We start from the raw sequence: 16,769 nt of genomic DNA, 5'->3' as shown, positions 1-16,769 counted from the left end.
CCTATGCATCTATTATACAACGATAACGGGTTAAGGAACTGTTACAGATAGCTTGGACAAATTATTCACCAGCCACTATTTAAGGGCTGTGCCAAAAGACGGTTAGCTCCCGATATACAAGCAAGCACCGGCCAGAATCCCGAACTTAGGATTCTGGCCGGTGCCTGTTTGTGTGTTAGGGGTGCCTGTGGTGGCCGCTGCGCTAACATCGCGAGTCATTTTGCCTGTGCGGCTATGCTGCCCTTAGCAAAATGGACAGCGTAGCAAGCGATGAGTGCAATTGGCTGTCTTTTGGCAGGCGATCACGAGCTAATGTTCGAGCACAAAAGGCTGATGTCACAACCCCTTTGTTTGTAATCTATTGTCAGTTGCACTGCCGACGTTTGACTGACGCTGATCGCAACAAAAAGACCGTCGCCACTCATTCCCAGAGGAATTGGTGGTGCCGGTCTTTTTACGAGAATAAATATAAGGAGAGTACGGGTTTAAAGAGTCCTTACGTGGCGCGGTTTTGTGGGCCGTCGTGCACACGGTGTGCACTAGAGTTCGGAGAGGGCCTTAAGGGTGTTTGTCTCTTGTTCTTTTTTGAAGGTGTCCAGAAGGTGACTGTATACCTTCAAGGTGATGGCAACATTGGCATGGCCGAGCCGCTTGGAAATGTAGTAAATGTCCACGCCTTTGGAAAGCAAATAGCTCACATGTGTGTGGCGGAGACCATGGAAAGTGATTTGTTTGTTCTCTGGTATTTTGCATTGTTCTTGGATTCTCTTGAGTGTCTTGCCACAGGATGTGGCGGTGATAACCTTTCCGAGATTTCCGAAGAAGATACATTGACGCTCATCGCGAACACCATTCTTTATCATCCACGCGGCTTGCTGACTGTGAACGGTACCCAGCACCTCGACCAGTGACTGAGGGATAGCAATAGTCCGGACACTGGAGGCGTTCTTTGTTGGCGCAAAGTCCTTGGTGTGAGAGTAGTCCCATGTGCGTTTTACAGCCAGTGTGAGCCGCTTTGCATCAATGTCCGGCCAAGTCAGCCCGAGCACCTCGGAAATCCGCAGACCGGTTTGCGTAGCTACGTAGACGGCAAGAGTGGACAGACTCGTAAAACGTGCATGGTCGTGGGCGTATTGGGTAACAGCTTTAAAATCGGGCAGCTCAAGATACTTAACTGATTCCTCAGTCGTGCGATCTTTGTGAAGCTCAACATCGAAAGTAAAATCCGTGTACAGTACCTGCTCATTGACTAGCCGTTTCACCATCGCCCTAACGTAGCCATTCAGCTTCTGCACAGTATCACGCGAGCGTGGGCGTACCGGGTCACGGTCTTTGCCCACGGAGAAGTCATTAATAAACTGCTGCCAGTATGTGGGGGTGATGTCGGACAGCGGGGCATCATGAAAGTAGGCATCTAGCTGACGCTCAATCAATCCATACCGCTCTTCGGTGATGGGGGCGTTGTGGCCTTGCTTGTACGTTGTCCACCAGCGGTGAAAGTGCCACACTAGTGGTCGGTCGGCTGATGCAATCTTTGCACCCCGTGAAAGGTTAACTTCCATCTCTTGGGCATAGGTAACCGCCTCCACCTTGGTACGAAAACCGGACTGTGACTTGGAGTGTCTGCCGGTTTCGTCCTGCCACGTTACTCGAGCTTGCCACACCGAACCGCGTTTTTTGATTGATGCCATGAGAATTACCTCCATTTTTTGCATCCACATTGTGTTGCGTAATTGTACAATTTTGTTCTAGTTGATACACTGTATATTGTGTTTCACGGCTTCGACACTGATGTTTCATGTGTTGACAATGTTCCGTTTGCCCTATATGATGTGGTTAATCGTACCCCACGTACCTCTGTTAACTGAGTTAATTCGGTTAATACGTATCCTCGGTTGGGGTCTTTTTTTATAGGTGGATATAATTATGTCGTACACACGAACTGCAACTAAGCTATCCGAACAGGTCGAAATTTTGAGGCAAAGAGGGCTCATCATAACCGACCATCATGCCGCCGAGCGGATACTTGATGAAGTCGGTTATTTCCGTTTCAAGGGATACCGTCTGCCATTTTATGGAAAGCAAAATGAAAAATTCAAGCCCGGCGTGCGGATTGAGGATATTTATCGCGTCTATCAATTCGATGCAGACATTCGTGCACTGACCATGAGCGCGTGCCAAAGGGTTGAAGTGAATTTCAAGTCAAAGATGGGAATGCAGTTGGCACTGAAATATGGGCCGGTGCTCCCTAACACCGCGTTCTATTTTCCCGATAATGCAGTCAAATGGGGAGATAATGCAAGTGTCGCTCACAGTCAGGGTTCATCGCGTAAGGAACCCTTTGTTGATCATTACACTAATAAATATGGTGAGTTTCCTATCTGGGTTGAGTTGGAACTTGCGTCATTGGGTAATGCTTCAAAATTGTACTCATGGTTGCAAAGACCTTGCAAGACAGTAATTGCTAAAGAGTATGGGGTTAGCTACTTCTATATCGAAAATTGGATTCACATTGTGACAGTTATTCGCAATACATGCGCGCATAACTCAAGACTTTACGGACGCAGGCTGCCACTTAATACACGTTTGCCGCGAAAGGTTCGCAACCAATTTAACAACAGTACCTATTACTCCATTGTCTACATTTTCTTTATGATGCTACCACGTGATGAGTTTGCTACCTTTGTTCATAAGCTCAAGTGCATTACGGACGAATACGGAACATCAGTGAAACCGTTCCGGCTAGGATTTACTAAAGATTGGTTCGCACTCATAATGAAAATGCTGTAAAATGGGTACACGAAAAGCGCGTACCTATGTACGAGTTTTTGAGAAGCTCACTCTGTTAGACTGGCCGGTCGGGGAGTGGGCTGTTTTTGTGCTATAATGCATATAGCTTATAAGGTGGTGAGACGCATGGAAACAATTATTCAAGCCCTATTTGTGTCAGGTGCATTAGGATATTACAGTTTGAACTGGTTACAAAATCTCGTCGCTTATTCGAGCATGATGCCCGCTGAGCACACAACCCCAGTGCGTGTTGCTTTTGGAGTAATCATCTACTTCGTTTTTCAACTTGCCCGTCGTTGGGGTTTACCAATTCAAATTAGTGCGGCACTGATTACATTTTTTGCCCTCGGTTACGCGGTACTAATTTGGATGAGGCATCGTAACCGACGTGGTAGGTCTGATTTCACAAGCTGGGAACAGGCATTCACGTTGTTTGACGCCGGTGGGTATTTGCAGGCAGACATTTTCACCTTTGAAGGCGTTCATGTGGCATCGGGCTTGGTAAATAATCACAATGCTTTAAATAGCGTTCCACGCGATATTGCATTAATGCCACTGCCAGCTGGATATCCGGAACACACAACTACTAAGGCCGCTTCGGCTGCAGCACAGGAGATTTTTTTGGATACAGAAAATCGACTGCAGTACTATTTCATTTTTTATGGCCCGAAGTAGGGTCAGGTCGTCTTGGCGGGGTGGGTGTTTTATGTCCAACGTTTGGTAGGCCCCGATTCTCATGCTTGATTTCAGGTTCAACAAAACGTTTGTTTTGCGAATTGCTTGTCATGTGCGTGTCTCCAATACAATTATTTTTAAAAGTGCTAACACTGCCCTGAATCGGGGGCGGTGTTTTTTGTTTTCCCAGCTTTTAACGTCGATCCGGTCTGGACGTAAAGCCCGTTGATCGGCTCGCACGACCATGCCGCTAGACGGGTTTTGCTGCGCAGGTGCTACTTATCTGTGTGGCGCCAGTGGAATATGAATAGCAACGAAGACACTATTAGCATGATTACCCCGTTGAATAGCTGCTGGTAGAGGTAGATATCGGGCTGTGCGGACTTGTCGAACCAGATCAGCGATGAAATACCAGATACAACGGTGTATAGCGAAATCAAAGCAACTACAAGACAGACCAAGCATGCTGCATACATATATAAATTTTTTACCTTCATGTCAATTCTCCTTTCAGGCCAATGCCAAGACAATTTGCAAAATGCCAACAACTAACTTTGTAACCTTCAAAATACAGCCTCCTAAGGCTATCAGCTTTTAACGTCATTCCGGTCTGGACGGACGGGGTGGGCTATTTTTGTGTTCTAAAGCAGATCAGAGAGCGCATCATCCGCCTCGGTTACGTGATCGGAATAATCGCTGTATGAACCTGTTGGGGATGTAGCCCATTCGTCAAGTTTCTGTGCTGCCTTGATAATCTTCTTCGCTTTCTTAATCTTAGTCTTTCGATTGTTGGTAAGGTTCTTGCTCATGATAGTGAGCTGGTCGGCCATATCGGATTCGGCGGCAGAGATGATGGTGGTCATAGCACTCTGGCTTTTAATCTCTGCAGGGATGGCGTCATTAAAATCGGTGTAAGTTTTACCACTGATAGTGACTGAGTCATCAAAGATTACATCCCCCCAGGTCTTCTGAACCTTAGAGCACAACTTCTCCGCGTTGCTACCAGCCATGAGAGCACTGGTGTGGAATTCATCATATGCCTTGTCGAACTTCTTATCCATCTTCTTATCAATAGCTACCTTCTGCTCGTACTGCTCCTGAGCCACTGCATCTTCATGCGCGTCCCATGCTGCCACATAAGCAAAGCTTAGCAAGAACATACCCACACTGACACCCAGAACAATGAGCGGCATCTTCAGCTTTTGCTTTGTGGCAAAGGCTACCGCTAGTAGCACAATACCCACGATTGCCCCAATTGCTGCAAGAATCCACAAAAACGCCATTACAACTTCCATAAAAAATTTCCCTCCAAATGAGTTTGTTATACCCAGATTTTCACGTCATTCCGGTCTGGACGTATGGTCACCGCTAAATGGCCTGCTCAAATCCATACTCATGCTTTAGGTCTTCGAGCGTCTCAGGCAGGCGCTCATACTGCTCCTGATAAAGTGCGACAAGTATTGCCAAAGAGAAGTTGTCTGCCTCGGCTTCGAGCTTGGAGTCAACGCCAGCTTGGTGATACCAGGTGGCCACTCCTCCGTGAAGAAGCACGTGGCCAAGCTCATGGGTCATTACTGCGTATCTCTGCGGACTCCATCTGATGTTTTGATTGAGCATGATGACGGGATCGCCGAGAATGTACGTCGTTCGGCCAGGGAGTTTGTCGGGCAAATTTTCCCATTCATACTCCAGGTCTATCATGTCGGCGACAGCAAACGGGTCTTCCGTACCATAGTGTAGCTTAAAAAATAATATGGTCTCTTTTATGGTCAGTCTTGGGAGCTGTCTCATGCATTACCGCCCCGGTCTTTCTCACGCTTCATGTGCTTCCAGAAGACGGAGGACATGGCACCGATGAGCTGTTGCTTTTCCTCTTCGGTGAGCTCGATACCCTTGTAATTCAGGTTGTTGGCTTGGTCTTCTTTAATAAAGTCAATCCACTCAGCTACGTCGGCGCTAGTTGCCCATGCTGGAATCTTGTCCGCTGCTGGTGCAGGGGATGGATTGTCTGTGTTACCGAGCAGGTAGTCAACCGAGACGTTGAGCACGTCGGCAACTGCTTTTATGGTTGGTGCGGTGGGCGCTTGGCTTTTCCACTTATATAGTGAATTTATCCCCAAGCCTGCTCGTGTAGCCACGTCTTGAAGACTTATGCCTCGTTTCTTTGATGTTTCTTTTAGACGGTCATATAACGTCATATCAGGGTTCCTCCGAACCTTGATGAATTATTTTATCCAAGTGGGGTAAAAAAGTCTTTACAAACCTATCCGACTGGATTATATTTAATTCATCAAGTAATCAAGCGAACAACTAACCAACCCCCTGCCGGTTCGGTCTTTGGCGAGAATGACCGGTGGGAGTGCAATGAAGTTCGGTTATTTGCTATGCCTAAATATTATCCCACTGGATTAAATTATGCAACTACTTGATTAACTTTTTATCTATTAAGTTTATAGGAGGTGAAATCATGCCAGAACAAGTATTACAGCGGGCCGCCAAGGACGTGAAGGTCAGCATCAAGAATAAGCTCAATGAGCGAGAGATTAGCCAGCGACAACTGGCCGAAATGCTCGGTGTAGGTGAGACGATTCTGACCAACGCGATTCGTGGCGACGTAAGCCCGCAAGCAATCCGGTTGCGGACCGACATTTATAAGATTCTCGGAATGAATGAACAGGAGGTGTAACACATGAAAGGTTTAGTAATCATGCACGACCAGCAGGCGGTCACATCCAGCCTGCAAGTAGCTGAGACGTTCGGCAAGAATCATAAGCACGTGCTCGACGCAATCTCAAATCTCGCAGCCGAAAAATCGGCCGCCAAATTTTTCGCAGAAGACACCTATGAGAACCGCGGTAAACAGTACCCGATGTACTACATGAACCGCGATGGTTTCACACTATTGGCAATGGGCTTCACTGGTGCTAAAGCACTCCAGTTCAAACTCGCCTACATCGATGCCTTCAACAAAATGGAGACTTCACTCCAGAAGCAGATTCCACAGTCACTTCCCGAAGCGCTCCGCTTGGCAGCTGACATTGCTGAGGAACGGGACAAAGAAAAATCTGGTCGCCTCATCGCTGAACAGCAAGTGGGTGAGCTTCAACCGAAGGCTTCCTACTACGACAAGGTGCTTGCCAATCCATCTCTAGTTACCATCTCGGTGATTGCCAAGGACTACGGCTTAAGCGCACGAGCAATGAACGCCAAATTGCACAGCCTGAAAGTTCAATACAAGCAAGGCAGCACCTGGTTGCTTTACTCCAAGTACCAGAAGACCGGCTGGACGCACTCCGACACCACGATGGTGACTCGCAAGGACGGCACCGAGAAGGCCGTCCTGAACACCAAGTGGACGCAGAAAGGCCGCTTAGGACTGTATGAATTGCTGAAAGACCACGGCGTACTGCCACTGATTGAACAGGAGGCGTAAAGCATGCCAACTCTGGCGAATGGGCAATACATTGACGATGAAGACCTGCTTACAGCACAAAAAGAAATCGTGCATGTACTCAGTCAGCACACACACGATTTGCAGATTGCGCGATTAATTATCTCAACGTTAAATCTGGATGATTACGCAATGCTAAAGCCTATTGAGAATTGATTCTTGTGAGGCTTCGCTAATAATTCGACCAACTTTGTTAACTTCCTTAGAAACATCTTTTCCCGAGGTAACCGGGCTTACAGAAATGTAGTACGTATTCATTGCAGATTTCAAGTCGAGACAAAAATTGGTTGACTCAAATTTTTTACCATCCAACGCCTTCCAGTCGAAGGACAGGTTAAAAACATCTGCATCCACTTTGAACACACCAGCATTTTTAGTTGTTAAACCTGCTTTGAGAGATTGATTTGGAGCAAGTAGTGTACCACTTAAATTCTCAAATGGGTTGTTTTTAAAGGATTTGCGTTGCGCATTTCCCAAGTCCTTATCGGATACAAAATTCTTAAGCACAGCTCCGGTTTTTCCATAGTTCTTGATAACTAGATAGATGATCGTGGTGCTGTGCAAACGAACGGGCTCCAATGTTGCTACTACGTACGGACGATTTGCGTCGCGTTGAATTTTTATCGACCACCAAAGAGAACCCGTGGCAATGATAACCGCGACAACGCTTGTTACTGTTTGAATCCAGCCAGAAATAGTCATTTTATTCACCTCCTCTCTGGAGGCGATTATCCCACAAAAGAAAGAGGGTGTAGCCATGTTTGTTCCATTATCGATTGTCATCAAGGAGACCGGTCGCAGTCGGCCATGGTTTGTCGGCAATGCGTCCCAGGGACGTGAGGGCGCATTGAACCACTATCGCGACGAACTGGAGACCACAGTTGTGCAGTACCCGCAATCAGAGCGTGGGCGCTGGTACGTCAATCTGGATCGGATGAAGCAGTGGATGGATATCCACGGGGGTGAACGATTTTGATGATTGCACTAGTTTTAGTTTTTGTAGGTCTGCTCTTGCTGGGCGCAGCCGGTCTTAGCGCCGCCATTGACAGTGGCATCATGCCCGAGACCTTACTGGACGCCCTGAACCGCTTTTGCGGCAACGAGGGAGATGACCGGTTTTGAGTGAGTATAGCAGACGTCTAGTAATCAGGATGCACCGACGCGGCATGACTTCGCGTGAGCTGGCACACCGGATGGGAGTACCAGAGACACGAGTAATAGCTTATATGTCCGGCATGGTCCGCCCACAATCTAATACTTTTCCGAAGATTGAGCGGGCACTCGGAACCTTTGACCATAAGGAGGCAGAGTAATGGACACGTTAAACAAGCTCCGCACCGTGCAAGCAATGGCTGTGGAAAATGGCTGGGATTGGCTAGCACGGCTGGCGGCAGAAAAGATTGACCAATGGTATCAGCACCGGCCAATCACAATTCGAGAGGGGGTGAGTGAATGATGCAAATTAGTAATAACTGGTATGGCGGCATGGAACTACGGGACTATCTGTGCGAAGAACGCAACCGTGCAGCATTTAGTATGCACACCGCACTTGTCAATGGCGATGACGGGCTTGAAGCCGCTGGCGCATGGGAAGTACTGGACGATGTCATCAAACAATTAGACACAAAAACGCCCGCTGCGGGCGCAACCGCAACGGACGAAAGTAAATAGCTCAGCAAGGCATTTACAGGAGGAATTATAGCACATGGCAACTCTTTATGAACTAACAGACAAGTATCAGCAACTGCTTAATCTTACGGAAGATGGCATTTTTGACCCCGAGATGCTACACGACACCATGGACTCCATTGATGATGCTATTGAGGATAAGGCGATTGGGTACGTTCAGGTGGTTAAACAACTCGAAGCGGATGCAGCTATTGCAGACGCCGAGGCTAAACGACTGCAGGACCGCAAGGCAAGCTACTTGAACAACGCAAAACTGCTCAAGAAGGTTCTGGCCGGTGCGATGAAAGAGACTGGCAACACCAAGTTTAAGACGCCACTCTTCACCATTTGGGTTCAGTCTAGCACTTCCGTGCAGATTGAAGCTGATGATCCGGCCAAGCTGCCAGTTGATTACGTCACCGTCAAAACAACGTACACTCCGAACAAGAAAGCGTTAGCGGCAGACCTGAAGGGCGGCAAGGACATTAAAGGGGCGAAGCTCGTGTACAACGATTCGTTACGGGTACGGTAATGGCTGATACGACAGTGTCAACGAAAAAACCGGTAACAAAGAAGCCGGTTGCCACGAAAGATGATCTTAAGGACATCAAAGAAAAGAAGGCCGTTCTAATGCCGGATGATACGTCGGAACCGTTGAATGATACGACGCCAAAACAGCGTCTACTGCTAAAACTGATTGCGGCCAGCAGGTCAATTAAGTCGGTCGACAAAGATGGCGAAAATAAATTCCAAAAGTATCATTTTCAATCCGAGGGTGCAATTAAAGCCGCTGTGAAACCGGCACTCGAGGCAAACGGCATTCAAATTATTCCAAGCTATGTAATTACCGACCAGCGACAGGCAGGCAAAAACTGGATTGTGGACGTGATGGGCTCATTTGTTATCACAGATGGAATTGAACACATAACTTGCACAATGCCTGCCAGCGGAGCCGATACGCTCGAAAAAGCGACTGTTAAGGCCTGCACAACTGCGCAAAAGTATTTGTACAAGCAGCTGTTTAACATCTCTGACAACGACACGGATCCAGACGCCGGCAATGGTGGGGATGGATACCAGCCGCGCGGTCAGCAACAGTACAATCAGCAACCACAGTACGACCAGCTACAGTCACAGATGCCACCACAGCCACAGGTACCATATGCGCTAATCAATGCTTTCCAGGCTTCCCTAGCTGATGCCGCTGCCAAGCACGGCGTGGATTTGCATGCTGCAGGTAATGCGGTTTTTGCAGCTGCGAATGTACCTGTACAGGCATACACCAAGCTCACACAGGAGCAATTCAATTCGCTGGACATGGCGCTGATGCAGTACACAAAGCAGGCGTAGCACATGCGACTTGAGGGCAAGCTGACAAGCGTCAAGGGTACCGAGGTAACGGTCCGCCTAGACGATGAGCCGAACGCATTGCGGCTCCGCCAGCTGGCAGCAGGCAAACAGCCGAGCGTCGGCATAGACGTGGAAGACGGTCGCACAATCTCACCAGAGCAAAGGAAAAAAACGTGGGCGATGATACGCGACTACGCCGACTACACGGGCTACACACCGCCAGAGATGGAGGAGTGGCTCAAAAGCTTCTACATGGCAGACCGCGGGGCGGAATATTTTTCACTGAGCGACGTGAGCATGGAACAGGCAGCCGACTTTCTGACCTTTATCATCGACTTCGGTTTTGCCCATGGTATTCCGTGGAAGACGCAGACGCTGGACGCGATTCCTAGCGCCTACCCGCTCATGCTGCGCTGCATGCAGTACAAGATCTGCGTCATTTGTGGCAAACATGTCGAGATCGACCACGAGCCGCCGATTGGGCGAGGCTATGACCGCAACCACATCGACAATAGGCGATTTAAGTTCTTCCCGTTGTGTCACACGCACCACATGATCAGGCACACGCGAGGCATCGACTGGTTTATGGACTTCTACCACATCAAGCCGGTCAGCCTGGACGAGGACACGATTGTCAGCCTGCACCTCAACAGCCGAAAGCAACTTCGAGACTTCGATGAGGAGGCAAACAATGAGCAATCTAAATAGGCCGAAACGCGGCTACACGGTGCTGCAGAACAAGCTGATACGCGATGAACGGCTCAGCTGGAAGGCGCGCGGCATCTTTACCTACCTGTGGTCACAGTCGGCAGACTGGAACTTCTATGTAACAGAGGTCGTAAATCACGCAACGGACGGCAAGGACTCACTGCTGAGCGGGCTTCGTGAGCTTGAGAAATACGGCTATCTGACCCGCCAACGGTTGCGTGATGACCAGGGGCAGTTGCGGGGAGCAGAGTGGAATATAAACGACAACCCTGCTGAGAGTTTACCTATTGAGGAAAATCCTCAGGAGGTAAAGCCTCCACTAAGAACTACTAATAATAAGAATTACCAACAACAAGAAGTACCAACTAAAGAAGAAGCCCATAGTACGGCTAGCGCCGCACCGCTCCCTTGGCGCCAGGTAGTTGACTATCTGAACGAAAAGGCCGGCAAGCATTACCGGCACACTGACGCCAACAAACGGTTGATTGAGCCGCGCTTGAAAGAGGGATTTAGCCTGGACGACTGCAAGCGTGTTATCGACAACAAGGTGAGCAGCTGGAGCAACGATCCACGTATGAGTGAGTACTTGCGCCCGAAGACACTATTCCAGGCCAGCAAATTTGACGGCTACCTAAACGAGACGGTGCCGGCACGAGAGGAGCACGACGGTTATGGCGGAGTTAACTTCTAAGCCTTTCATGGCTGACGCGTTCCCGGAGCTTAAAAAGCTGCGGCGCCTGCCTGAAACGTGCGACAAGCACCCCACAGAGCACTTGGTGGCTATGCCTGGACAGCAGCCGTTCTGCCAGCTGTGTGCCATTGAGGCCAAGCAGGCGGCAGACCTGGACTTCCAACGCCAATTTTTCGAGCGAAAGAAGCATCGGCTGACTTACGAGGTGCTGGACCGCGACTCCATCTTTGATGATGACGATGACCGGCAGCGCGACTTTACTAACTACGAGGCTAAGGACGGCAGTGAGGCAGCCAAAAACAAGCAGCTGGCGCGCCACATCGCCGGTAAGTACCTGCACGCCGACTACAAGGCTAACACGATACTGACAGGTAACGCCGGCACTGGTAAGACTCACCTCGCCGTAAGCATGCTGCGCGCGGTCAATGATCACATTAACCCGAGTGTTAGCTGCCTGTTCGTCAGCGTGACCAGCATGATGGAACTCATCAAAGACGTCTTCGGCTACCGCGCTGGCGACTACAAGTACACGGCCGAGTACTTCACGCGGTTACTGGGGGATGCAAACCTGCTGGTAATTGACGACCTGGGGTCCGAATCAACGTACAGAGCGGCGGCCGCCGAGGCCACGGACTTTGTGCAGAAGACTCTTTTCGGCATACTCAACCGGCGTCACGGCCGTACCATCATCACCACTAACCTGACGATGAGTGAGATGAAGCGGATATACAACACGAAAATACTCAGCCGCATGTTGCGCGGAGTACGCGCGGAAGGCAACGTCATCAAGTTTACGGATGCGACTGAGGACAAGAGAGGAGATCTATTTTAATGGACGCTGATATTCAGTGCCCAGTATGCGGCTCAACTGGCCACATCTGGGTAGCATTTGGCAGCACGATGGTTTGCGAGCCTTGCTTGGCCTGCGACACACCGATGCGGCGCGAACGTAAGCGAAAGGAACTAGACGAGCTGCAGGCCCGTCTGCACAAGCAAATGGAGGCGGTGCAACATGATTAACCAAGTAGTACTTACCGGGCGTTTAACGCGAGATGTTGACCTGCGGTATACGCAGAGCGGCACGGCAGTAGGCCAGTTCAATTTGGCGGTCTCTCGCCAGTTCACTAATCAGGCCGGCGAACGGGAGTCTGACTTCATCAACTGCGTCATTTGGCGCAAGAGTGCGGAGAACTTTAGCAACTTCACGCGCAAGGGATCGTTAGTCGGGATTGAAGGGCGTATCCAAACGCGGACTTATGACGACAAGAACGGACAGCGTGTATATGTGACTGAAGTGGTGGTTGATAACTTCGCACTGCTAGAGTCCAAGGAGGCCACGCAAGCCCGTCCTCGCGAGCAGGGCGGCCAGCGAACGGCGTCACAACCGCAACAGGGTAATTATGGCAGCCAGCGGCAAAACGCCGCACAGGGGCAGCAGAGCAGCTATGGCAATGACCCACTTGCTGGAAATGGTGGGCCCATCGATATCAAGGACGAGGACCTGCCATTTTAGGAGAAAGAAATGAAAGATAAAACGTATTACTGTGTAGTGCTTAAGACAGCTAACGTGACAATATACTGCGGAATTAACGCTCTGGAAGCCCAGAAGGTGGCAGACGCACACCCTGAGTGCATGCTGGTGGAGAAATGAAGACTGCTGAGTACGCGCTGTACAAGGGCGAAACATTTTTGGATATTGGAACAGCCAAGGAATTGGCCGACAAGTTCCACGTGTCAACCAACTTTATACAGTGGCTTGCCTATCCAACGGCGCTCAAGCGATACAACGAAAGCGGTGGTAATCGGATGATTGCTGTCAAGCTGGGAGAAAAGGACTGATGAAACTGTTTAACAAGAATAAGACTGACCGCAGCGTGGACGATGCTTTGAAATTGATTGAGAGGGAATAGATATGAGTTTGTATAAGAGCGGAGAGACGATCGCAACCGGCCGTCAAAAGTACTATCCAACCCCAGGCGCCATTGACGCCTATGTAGTACGCATTAATGGCCAGTCTTGGGTAGGCCGGTATGGCGGTGAACTGAGCTATACCCTTGCCGGTAACCCCGCACACGCCATGGTGTTTAACGAGGCTAAACATGCCTATAACGTCGCCCAGCAGTACGGCGGCACGGCTATCCGGCTGGTATTGGGACAGGCAGTCACGGAGGCAGATACTGATGAGGACGATTGAGGGCAATGCTGAAACGCTGACATCCGGCGAAACTGGTGTGTATCAGCATAAGCTGTCTGCGCGCCAGGTAACCACTGCACACGATATCCATAGCAGTACAGAGCTGATTCAGGCCGTAATTGATGTTGAGAATCGTTACGGCAGTCTGGTTAAGTGTCCAGATAGTGACCCCGAAATGCGGGCTATTCAACGGTACAGTGCAAAGAATCACCGTGAACCGATGAGTAAGAAACGGGCCGAAATCACCGAAACACAGTCGCATGCGACTGAAATCGTGACAAAACGGTATCTGGAGATGGTGCCGCTAGCCGATATTGCATCAGAAATTTACTATAGCCCATCACAAGTGGATGGCATAATCAAACGTGAAAAAGCGCTCGGCCATTTGCCACGGGGACAGCGCCGCCGCATGTATCTGGTAAAAATTAATGGCCGTTCGATTGTCGGCACTAGCAAGCAGATTATGGCGCGTACAGGACTGTCGTGGCCGACTATCCGGACACATCCGTTTGAGGCACTAAATAAAGCGGGGTTTAACGATGGCCAGACTAAGTAGCTACGGCTTCGTCGCCTGCATATGCCTGGCAATCGTCATGACAGCCCTAACCGTATGGATGATCGTCACACTGCATTTTAATCGGGCACTGGTGTTTGGCCTGTGTGCGGCCTGTGAGCTGTGCGGGTCGTCGCTGTTTGCGGAAGTTATGGAGGATGAAGGATGAACGACACAGAAACAGTAATCAACGATTTGCGCAGGGAGTACCAAAAAATGGTTAGCCGCACATGTGAGCTAAATAATGAAATCAATCGTCTTAATGTGAGCAAATTACAGAGAAAAATGATGCAGACTCAGGCCGCTGCAATGATGGCCTATGTTGATGCACTTGATGCTCGTATTGCAGATTTGGAGGCCACAGAATGACCCTATACGTAATTGAAAATGACAATGGCGAAGTGCTCGACCGCACATACTACGAATTCACCAATGATGTTGATCGCACCATGGTGTTTGACGAGCCGATTGCACCGGCAGAGTACGCAAAGAAATACGGTGGTCACGTAGTTGAACTAGTGGAAAAGCCAGAACCGGTCGAGGTGAGCGAGGAGGAAGCGAAGACGCTGAAAACACTTGACGGCGATTTAATGCCTATTGGAGAGCTGGCATACTTCATCCACCATGTAGAACAACTATCAGAAAAAGAGTCCATTAAACGTGAAGACCGCCTCATGCGCGCCTACGTCAACGGCTACACCGTGGCAAAGGAGCCGAAGTACTACGTCAAGGTGCCGGGTAAGTTTGCTGGTGGAGACCGATTCTATTGCAGGCTCCGGGAAGAGTTTAGTGAGACTGCACAACTGCTTGATGGTGATCCACGTTTCATGTTAACCATGGCCGAGATTGAGCAACTAGGGCTGACCAGATGCGAGCGCGTGGAGGTGACTGACGATGGCAATGATTAAGCTAGACAATGGAGACTATGTTAACACGGCATTGGTTGCTCAATTGGTTAAGCTAGTTGACGGTACTTGGGAAGCCTGGCTGGTAAACGATTCCGCTACAGCTACAATTACCGAGGCTGACTGTGACTATATTATTGCATCCATGAACGGGGAGGTGACTGACGATGAGCCTATTCGCAGTTAAAAATGATAAAGGTGAATGGCTATATTCGGACGAATACAATGACTGGGTTGACCAGATATCTCTAGCCTCGTTTTATGACACTTTTGAAGATGCAGATGATGACATCGAATGCTGGGGATTGTCGAACGCCTATGTCGTCGAGCTAACCGAGGCCCCGGCGAAGATCGTGGTGAGCGAAGAAGAAGCGAAGATGCTGAAAAAGGCTAAGGACACAACCATATGGCGCCCCGCAGCAGTCATTAGTAAGTATGCGTACAATGCCGCGAAAGATTACGGCCAAGAGGCATTACTCGAAGACCGCCTCATGCGCGCCTACGTGATCGGATGGACGGTCGATAAGCCGAAGCGGTGGAACGTCAAGGTGCCACATGTCAACAATGGCTACTACTACAAAGATAGTGACGGACTTGCAGTTTTCACGGCCACGCGTGGTCGTATGTTGAAGGAACGTTCGCGGTTCACCGAAGCAGAGATTGATCATTACGGCTTGCAAGACTGCGAGCGGATTCCGGTCGCCAACTAACCACCGTTACTAAATTCTTCGTGCTTACACTAGGAGGATTTAATGGAACGCGCTAAATATAATTACTTGATTCAGATTATCAAAGACTATCCAAAGACGCCCCAGTACATCCATGATCGGGAAGACGAAATCCTGCACCCGTGGCGAGAACAGGATGATAACATCGGTGGTGGTCGTCCTAGCCCGTCTAACGGACAGGAACGATTGCTTATCCGATTATCCGATGATCGGCGGCTGCACGCGATTCAGCAGCAGTACGATGCCGTGACGCGGTGTCTGGCTGGGAGTGACTCCGACACGGTGCAGATTATCCATGAGCTGTATCTCAAAGAACATCCTACCCTCACCGTGGACGGGGTAGCAGACAAACTGCACGAAGGGCTTACGACTATTAAGCGCAAACGGTCAGCGTTTATTGAGACGCTGGCTGATGAATTGGGCGTCTAAATATGATTGGGCCAAATGTGGGCCAAACGTCCGTAAAAAACGGCTATATTTGATAGAGTAAGCACGATACCAATCAGGTGCGATGAACGGCAAAAAAACGGTGGTTCGACTCCGCCGCATCGCATAGGCGGAAAATCTGTCCACCCGCCGAATATATTTTATGTGTATATCCACAATGTGCGCACAAATAATTTCAATGGATAGCCGGAGCGGATAGCCGGAGCTGCTACTCCGACGCAGGCCGCCCAAAGCGAGCCTGGCGGACTGACAGGACGAAAGCAGCAGACGTGCTCAAGATGGGGCTAGTAAGGATCTCGCCCATCAAATTTCACCCGTGAAGTTCTGGCGCAAGCCTATGTCACGATAAGCCTACCATGACGATGAGTAGCAGGGTGGAGTTGGTTGTTCGGAAGCATAGCGTTAAGCGCAATGTTTCAAGAGACAGCCAAAGGGTCCGTAGCTCAATGGTAGAGCAGTTCGCCAATCTTATGATGACGAGCAAAGGTGATCACTTGCAGGTTCAAATCCTGCCGGCCACATTGTCTAGTTTAGCGACCGGACACAGCTTGCGATGATCCCATCTGACACTGGGCGAGCGAGCAAATCGCTGTGGCGGAACAGGTAAAC

The 16,769-nt window shown here is 49.6% G+C and carries 30 protein-coding genes and 1 tRNA gene; 26 read left to right on the top strand and 5 right to left on the bottom strand.

The annotated features are described in order from the left end of the window. Nucleotides 1–539 precede the first annotated feature (539 nt). Complete coding sequence (locus EKM97_RS01470) at nt 540–1,691, bottom strand: site-specific integrase (RefSeq protein ID WP_164507390.1); 1,152 nt, start codon at nt 1,689–1,691, stop codon at nt 540–542. Between the two features lie 235 nt (nt 1,692–1,926). On the opposite strand from EKM97_RS01470, the gene EKM97_RS01465 reads away from it, so the two are divergent. Both EKM97_RS01465 and EKM97_RS01460 read left to right on the top strand, forming a co-directional pair. Then, nucleotides 1,927–2,790: an Abi family protein gene (locus EKM97_RS01465; RefSeq protein WP_125570494.1), complete on the top strand. Its 864-nt coding sequence runs from the start codon at nt 1,927–1,929 to the stop codon at nt 2,788–2,790. Between the two features lie 126 nt (nt 2,791–2,916). Next, entirely contained in the window at nt 2,917–3,465 is a 549-nt protein-coding gene (locus EKM97_RS01460) for a hypothetical protein (protein WP_125570493.1), read from the top strand. A 641-nt stretch (nt 3,466–4,106) separates the two neighbouring features. Here the strand turns inward: EKM97_RS01460 and EKM97_RS01455 are convergent. The 3 genes from EKM97_RS01455 to EKM97_RS01445 all read right to left on the bottom strand — a co-directional run bounded on the left by EKM97_RS01455 (nt 4,107) and on the right by EKM97_RS01445 (nt 5,663). Further along, on the bottom strand, nt 4,107–4,760 hold the full coding sequence (locus EKM97_RS01455) for a hypothetical protein (protein ID WP_125570492.1): 654 nt from the start codon (nt 4,758–4,760) through the stop codon (nt 4,107–4,109). A 73-nt stretch (nt 4,761–4,833) separates the two neighbouring features. Beyond that, nucleotides 4,834–5,256: an ImmA/IrrE family metallo-endopeptidase gene (locus EKM97_RS01450; protein WP_125570491.1), complete on the bottom strand. Its 423-nt coding sequence runs from the start codon at nt 5,254–5,256 to the stop codon at nt 4,834–4,836. Beyond that, on the bottom strand, nt 5,253–5,663 hold the full coding sequence (locus tag EKM97_RS01445; protein WP_125570490.1) for a helix-turn-helix domain-containing protein: 411 nt from the start codon (nt 5,661–5,663) through the stop codon (nt 5,253–5,255). The genes EKM97_RS01450 and EKM97_RS01445 overlap by 4 nt, the downstream gene beginning before the upstream one ends. A gap of 269 nt (nt 5,664–5,932) precedes the next feature. Here EKM97_RS01445 and EKM97_RS01440 point away from each other — a divergent pair, with 269 nt between their 5' ends. The 3 genes from EKM97_RS01440 to EKM97_RS11870 are packed head-to-tail and all read left to right on the top strand — an operon-like array spanning nt 5,933 to nt 7,072. Beyond that, the gene (locus tag EKM97_RS01440; RefSeq protein WP_125570489.1) at nt 5,933–6,151 is read left to right on the top strand and encodes a helix-turn-helix domain-containing protein; all 219 of its coding nucleotides are present in this window, start codon (nt 5,933–5,935) and stop codon (nt 6,149–6,151) included. Between the two features lie 3 nt (nt 6,152–6,154). Next, entirely contained in the window at nt 6,155–6,898 is a 744-nt protein-coding gene (locus tag EKM97_RS01435; protein WP_125570488.1) for a phage regulatory protein/antirepressor Ant, read from the top strand. 3 nt (nt 6,899–6,901) lie between these two features. After that, nucleotides 6,902–7,072, top strand: a complete 171-nt coding sequence (locus EKM97_RS11870) for a hypothetical protein (protein ID WP_164507389.1) — start codon at nt 6,902–6,904, stop codon at nt 7,070–7,072. Here EKM97_RS11870 and EKM97_RS01430 read toward each other — a convergent pair. Beyond that, entirely contained in the window at nt 7,052–7,618 is a 567-nt protein-coding gene (locus EKM97_RS01430; RefSeq protein ID WP_125570487.1) for a hypothetical protein, read from the bottom strand. The two genes, EKM97_RS11870 and EKM97_RS01430, sit on opposite strands and share 21 nt — an antisense overlap. A gap of 55 nt (nt 7,619–7,673) precedes the next feature. On the opposite strand from EKM97_RS01430, the gene EKM97_RS01425 reads away from it, so the two are divergent. From EKM97_RS01425 to EKM97_RS01335, 21 genes are all read left to right on the top strand, one after another. Continuing rightward, the gene (locus tag EKM97_RS01425) at nt 7,674–7,892 is read left to right on the top strand and encodes a hypothetical protein (protein ID WP_125570486.1); all 219 of its coding nucleotides are present in this window, start codon (nt 7,674–7,676) and stop codon (nt 7,890–7,892) included. Beyond that, nucleotides 7,889–8,038, top strand: coding sequence for a hypothetical protein (locus EKM97_RS11865; protein WP_164507388.1), 150 nt, complete (start codon nt 7,889–7,891; stop codon nt 8,036–8,038). Before EKM97_RS01425 ends, EKM97_RS11865 begins: the two co-directional genes overlap by 4 nt. Nucleotides 8,039–8,067: 29 nt before the next feature. Further along, nucleotides 8,068–8,229 (top strand): helix-turn-helix domain-containing protein, encoded by a 162-nt coding sequence (locus EKM97_RS12185; protein WP_225419187.1) that lies wholly within the window; start codon nt 8,068–8,070, stop codon nt 8,227–8,229. Then, nucleotides 8,229–8,372: a hypothetical protein gene (locus EKM97_RS11860; RefSeq protein ID WP_164507386.1), complete on the top strand. Its 144-nt coding sequence runs from the start codon at nt 8,229–8,231 to the stop codon at nt 8,370–8,372. The genes EKM97_RS12185 and EKM97_RS11860 overlap by 1 nt, the downstream gene beginning before the upstream one ends. Next, the gene (locus tag EKM97_RS01415; RefSeq protein ID WP_125570484.1) at nt 8,369–8,587 is read left to right on the top strand and encodes a hypothetical protein; all 219 of its coding nucleotides are present in this window, start codon (nt 8,369–8,371) and stop codon (nt 8,585–8,587) included. Before EKM97_RS11860 ends, EKM97_RS01415 begins: the two co-directional genes overlap by 4 nt. Before the next feature lie 34 nt (nt 8,588–8,621). Beyond that, nucleotides 8,622–9,116, top strand: a complete 495-nt coding sequence (locus tag EKM97_RS01410; protein ID WP_125570483.1) for a siphovirus Gp157 family protein — start codon at nt 8,622–8,624, stop codon at nt 9,114–9,116. Further along, the gene (locus EKM97_RS01405; protein ID WP_225419185.1) at nt 9,116–9,934 is read left to right on the top strand and encodes an ERF family protein; all 819 of its coding nucleotides are present in this window, start codon (nt 9,116–9,118) and stop codon (nt 9,932–9,934) included. Before EKM97_RS01410 ends, EKM97_RS01405 begins: the two co-directional genes overlap by 1 nt. A gap of 3 nt (nt 9,935–9,937) precedes the next feature. After that, nucleotides 9,938–10,642: a putative HNHc nuclease gene (locus EKM97_RS01400; protein ID WP_125570482.1), complete on the top strand. Its 705-nt coding sequence runs from the start codon at nt 9,938–9,940 to the stop codon at nt 10,640–10,642. Beyond that, a complete protein-coding gene (locus EKM97_RS01395) occupies nt 10,626–11,333 on the top strand; it encodes a conserved phage C-terminal domain-containing protein (RefSeq protein ID WP_164507385.1) in 708 nt (235 codons plus the stop codon). Before EKM97_RS01400 ends, EKM97_RS01395 begins: the two co-directional genes overlap by 17 nt. Next, complete coding sequence (locus tag EKM97_RS01390) at nt 11,314–12,165, top strand: ATP-binding protein (protein WP_225419184.1); 852 nt, start codon at nt 11,314–11,316, stop codon at nt 12,163–12,165. Before EKM97_RS01395 ends, EKM97_RS01390 begins: the two co-directional genes overlap by 20 nt. Then, nucleotides 12,165–12,353: a heme exporter protein CcmD gene (locus tag EKM97_RS01385; RefSeq protein ID WP_125570480.1), complete on the top strand. Its 189-nt coding sequence runs from the start codon at nt 12,165–12,167 to the stop codon at nt 12,351–12,353. The genes EKM97_RS01390 and EKM97_RS01385 overlap by 1 nt, the downstream gene beginning before the upstream one ends. Next, nucleotides 12,346–12,846, top strand: a complete 501-nt coding sequence (ssb, locus tag EKM97_RS01380) for a single-stranded DNA-binding protein (RefSeq protein ID WP_125570479.1) — start codon at nt 12,346–12,348, stop codon at nt 12,844–12,846. The genes EKM97_RS01385 and ssb overlap by 8 nt, the downstream gene beginning before the upstream one ends. Nucleotides 12,847–12,980: 134 nt before the next feature. Next, nucleotides 12,981–13,172: a hypothetical protein gene (locus EKM97_RS01375; protein WP_125570478.1), complete on the top strand. Its 192-nt coding sequence runs from the start codon at nt 12,981–12,983 to the stop codon at nt 13,170–13,172. 73 nt (nt 13,173–13,245) lie between these two features. Further along, nucleotides 13,246–13,527, top strand: a complete 282-nt coding sequence (locus EKM97_RS01370) for a hypothetical protein (RefSeq protein ID WP_125570477.1) — start codon at nt 13,246–13,248, stop codon at nt 13,525–13,527. Further along, on the top strand, nt 13,514–14,083 hold the full coding sequence (locus EKM97_RS01365) for a hypothetical protein (protein WP_125570476.1): 570 nt from the start codon (nt 13,514–13,516) through the stop codon (nt 14,081–14,083). Before EKM97_RS01370 ends, EKM97_RS01365 begins: the two co-directional genes overlap by 14 nt. A gap of 162 nt (nt 14,084–14,245) precedes the next feature. Continuing rightward, a complete protein-coding gene (locus EKM97_RS01360) occupies nt 14,246–14,449 on the top strand; it encodes a crAss001_48 related protein (protein WP_125570475.1) in 204 nt (67 codons plus the stop codon). Continuing rightward, nucleotides 14,446–14,988, top strand: a complete 543-nt coding sequence (locus EKM97_RS01355) for a DUF1642 domain-containing protein (protein ID WP_125570474.1) — start codon at nt 14,446–14,448, stop codon at nt 14,986–14,988. Before EKM97_RS01360 ends, EKM97_RS01355 begins: the two co-directional genes overlap by 4 nt. Then, nucleotides 14,975–15,172, top strand: coding sequence for a hypothetical protein (locus tag EKM97_RS01350; RefSeq protein WP_125570473.1), 198 nt, complete (start codon nt 14,975–14,977; stop codon nt 15,170–15,172). Before EKM97_RS01355 ends, EKM97_RS01350 begins: the two co-directional genes overlap by 14 nt. Next, a complete protein-coding gene (locus EKM97_RS01345; protein ID WP_125570472.1) occupies nt 15,153–15,695 on the top strand; it encodes a DUF1642 domain-containing protein in 543 nt (180 codons plus the stop codon). Before EKM97_RS01350 ends, EKM97_RS01345 begins: the two co-directional genes overlap by 20 nt. A 42-nt stretch (nt 15,696–15,737) precedes the next feature. Then, complete coding sequence (locus tag EKM97_RS01340) at nt 15,738–16,142, top strand: transcriptional regulator (protein ID WP_125570471.1); 405 nt, start codon at nt 15,738–15,740, stop codon at nt 16,140–16,142. A 450-nt stretch (nt 16,143–16,592) separates the two neighbouring features. Next, nucleotides 16,593–16,679: transfer RNA gene (locus EKM97_RS01335), tRNA-OTHER, on the top strand. Nucleotides 16,680–16,769: the final 90 nt, after the last annotated feature.

This window comes from Lacticaseibacillus songhuajiangensis (genome assembly GCF_003946025.1).
In the GTDB taxonomy this organism is placed as follows: domain Bacteria; phylum Bacillota; class Bacilli; order Lactobacillales; family Lactobacillaceae; genus Lacticaseibacillus; species Lacticaseibacillus songhuajiangensis.
This window is presented reverse-complemented; position numbering and strand designations above follow the sequence as displayed.

Excerpts from the sequence above, each read along its gene's own strand:
- EKM97_RS01470 (WP_164507390.1), bottom strand. The coding sequence starts at position 1,691 with ATGGCATCAATCAAAAAACGCGGTTCGGTGTGGCAAGCTCGAGTAACG.
- EKM97_RS01465 (WP_125570494.1), top strand. The coding sequence starts at position 1,927 with ATGTCGTACACACGAACTGCAACTAAGCTATCCGAACAGGTCGAAATT.
- EKM97_RS01460 (WP_125570493.1), top strand. The coding sequence starts at position 2,917 with ATGGAAACAATTATTCAAGCCCTATTTGTGTCAGGTGCATTAGGATAT.
- EKM97_RS01455 (WP_125570492.1), bottom strand. The coding sequence starts at position 4,760 with ATGGAAGTTGTAATGGCGTTTTTGTGGATTCTTGCAGCAATTGGGGCA.
- EKM97_RS01450 (WP_125570491.1), bottom strand. The coding sequence starts at position 5,256 with ATGAGACAGCTCCCAAGACTGACCATAAAAGAGACCATATTATTTTTT.
- EKM97_RS01445 (WP_125570490.1), bottom strand. The coding sequence starts at position 5,663 with ATGACGTTATATGACCGTCTAAAAGAAACATCAAAGAAACGAGGCATA.
- EKM97_RS01440 (WP_125570489.1), top strand. The coding sequence starts at position 5,933 with ATGCCAGAACAAGTATTACAGCGGGCCGCCAAGGACGTGAAGGTCAGC.
- EKM97_RS01435 (WP_125570488.1), top strand. The coding sequence starts at position 6,155 with ATGAAAGGTTTAGTAATCATGCACGACCAGCAGGCGGTCACATCCAGC.
- EKM97_RS11870 (WP_164507389.1), top strand. The coding sequence starts at position 6,902 with ATGCCAACTCTGGCGAATGGGCAATACATTGACGATGAAGACCTGCTT.
- EKM97_RS01430 (WP_125570487.1), bottom strand. The coding sequence starts at position 7,618 with ATGACTATTTCTGGCTGGATTCAAACAGTAACAAGCGTTGTCGCGGTT.
- EKM97_RS01425 (WP_125570486.1), top strand. The coding sequence starts at position 7,674 with ATGTTTGTTCCATTATCGATTGTCATCAAGGAGACCGGTCGCAGTCGG.
- EKM97_RS12185 (WP_225419187.1), top strand. The coding sequence starts at position 8,068 with ATGCACCGACGCGGCATGACTTCGCGTGAGCTGGCACACCGGATGGGA.
- EKM97_RS11860 (WP_164507386.1), top strand. The coding sequence starts at position 8,229 with ATGGACACGTTAAACAAGCTCCGCACCGTGCAAGCAATGGCTGTGGAA.
- EKM97_RS01415 (WP_125570484.1), top strand. The coding sequence starts at position 8,369 with ATGATGCAAATTAGTAATAACTGGTATGGCGGCATGGAACTACGGGAC.
- EKM97_RS01410 (WP_125570483.1), top strand. The coding sequence starts at position 8,622 with ATGGCAACTCTTTATGAACTAACAGACAAGTATCAGCAACTGCTTAAT.
- EKM97_RS01405 (WP_225419185.1), top strand. The coding sequence starts at position 9,116 with ATGGCTGATACGACAGTGTCAACGAAAAAACCGGTAACAAAGAAGCCG.
- EKM97_RS01400 (WP_125570482.1), top strand. The coding sequence starts at position 9,938 with ATGCGACTTGAGGGCAAGCTGACAAGCGTCAAGGGTACCGAGGTAACG.
- EKM97_RS01395 (WP_164507385.1), top strand. The coding sequence starts at position 10,626 with ATGAGCAATCTAAATAGGCCGAAACGCGGCTACACGGTGCTGCAGAAC.
- EKM97_RS01390 (WP_225419184.1), top strand. The coding sequence starts at position 11,314 with ATGGCGGAGTTAACTTCTAAGCCTTTCATGGCTGACGCGTTCCCGGAG.
- EKM97_RS01385 (WP_125570480.1), top strand. The coding sequence starts at position 12,165 with ATGGACGCTGATATTCAGTGCCCAGTATGCGGCTCAACTGGCCACATC.
- ssb (WP_125570479.1), top strand. The coding sequence starts at position 12,346 with ATGATTAACCAAGTAGTACTTACCGGGCGTTTAACGCGAGATGTTGAC.
- EKM97_RS01375 (WP_125570478.1), top strand. The coding sequence starts at position 12,981 with ATGAAGACTGCTGAGTACGCGCTGTACAAGGGCGAAACATTTTTGGAT.
- EKM97_RS01370 (WP_125570477.1), top strand. The coding sequence starts at position 13,246 with ATGAGTTTGTATAAGAGCGGAGAGACGATCGCAACCGGCCGTCAAAAG.
- EKM97_RS01365 (WP_125570476.1), top strand. The coding sequence starts at position 13,514 with ATGAGGACGATTGAGGGCAATGCTGAAACGCTGACATCCGGCGAAACT.
- EKM97_RS01360 (WP_125570475.1), top strand. The coding sequence starts at position 14,246 with ATGAACGACACAGAAACAGTAATCAACGATTTGCGCAGGGAGTACCAA.
- EKM97_RS01355 (WP_125570474.1), top strand. The coding sequence starts at position 14,446 with ATGACCCTATACGTAATTGAAAATGACAATGGCGAAGTGCTCGACCGC.
- EKM97_RS01350 (WP_125570473.1), top strand. The coding sequence starts at position 14,975 with ATGGCAATGATTAAGCTAGACAATGGAGACTATGTTAACACGGCATTG.
- EKM97_RS01345 (WP_125570472.1), top strand. The coding sequence starts at position 15,153 with ATGAGCCTATTCGCAGTTAAAAATGATAAAGGTGAATGGCTATATTCG.
- EKM97_RS01340 (WP_125570471.1), top strand. The coding sequence starts at position 15,738 with ATGGAACGCGCTAAATATAATTACTTGATTCAGATTATCAAAGACTAT.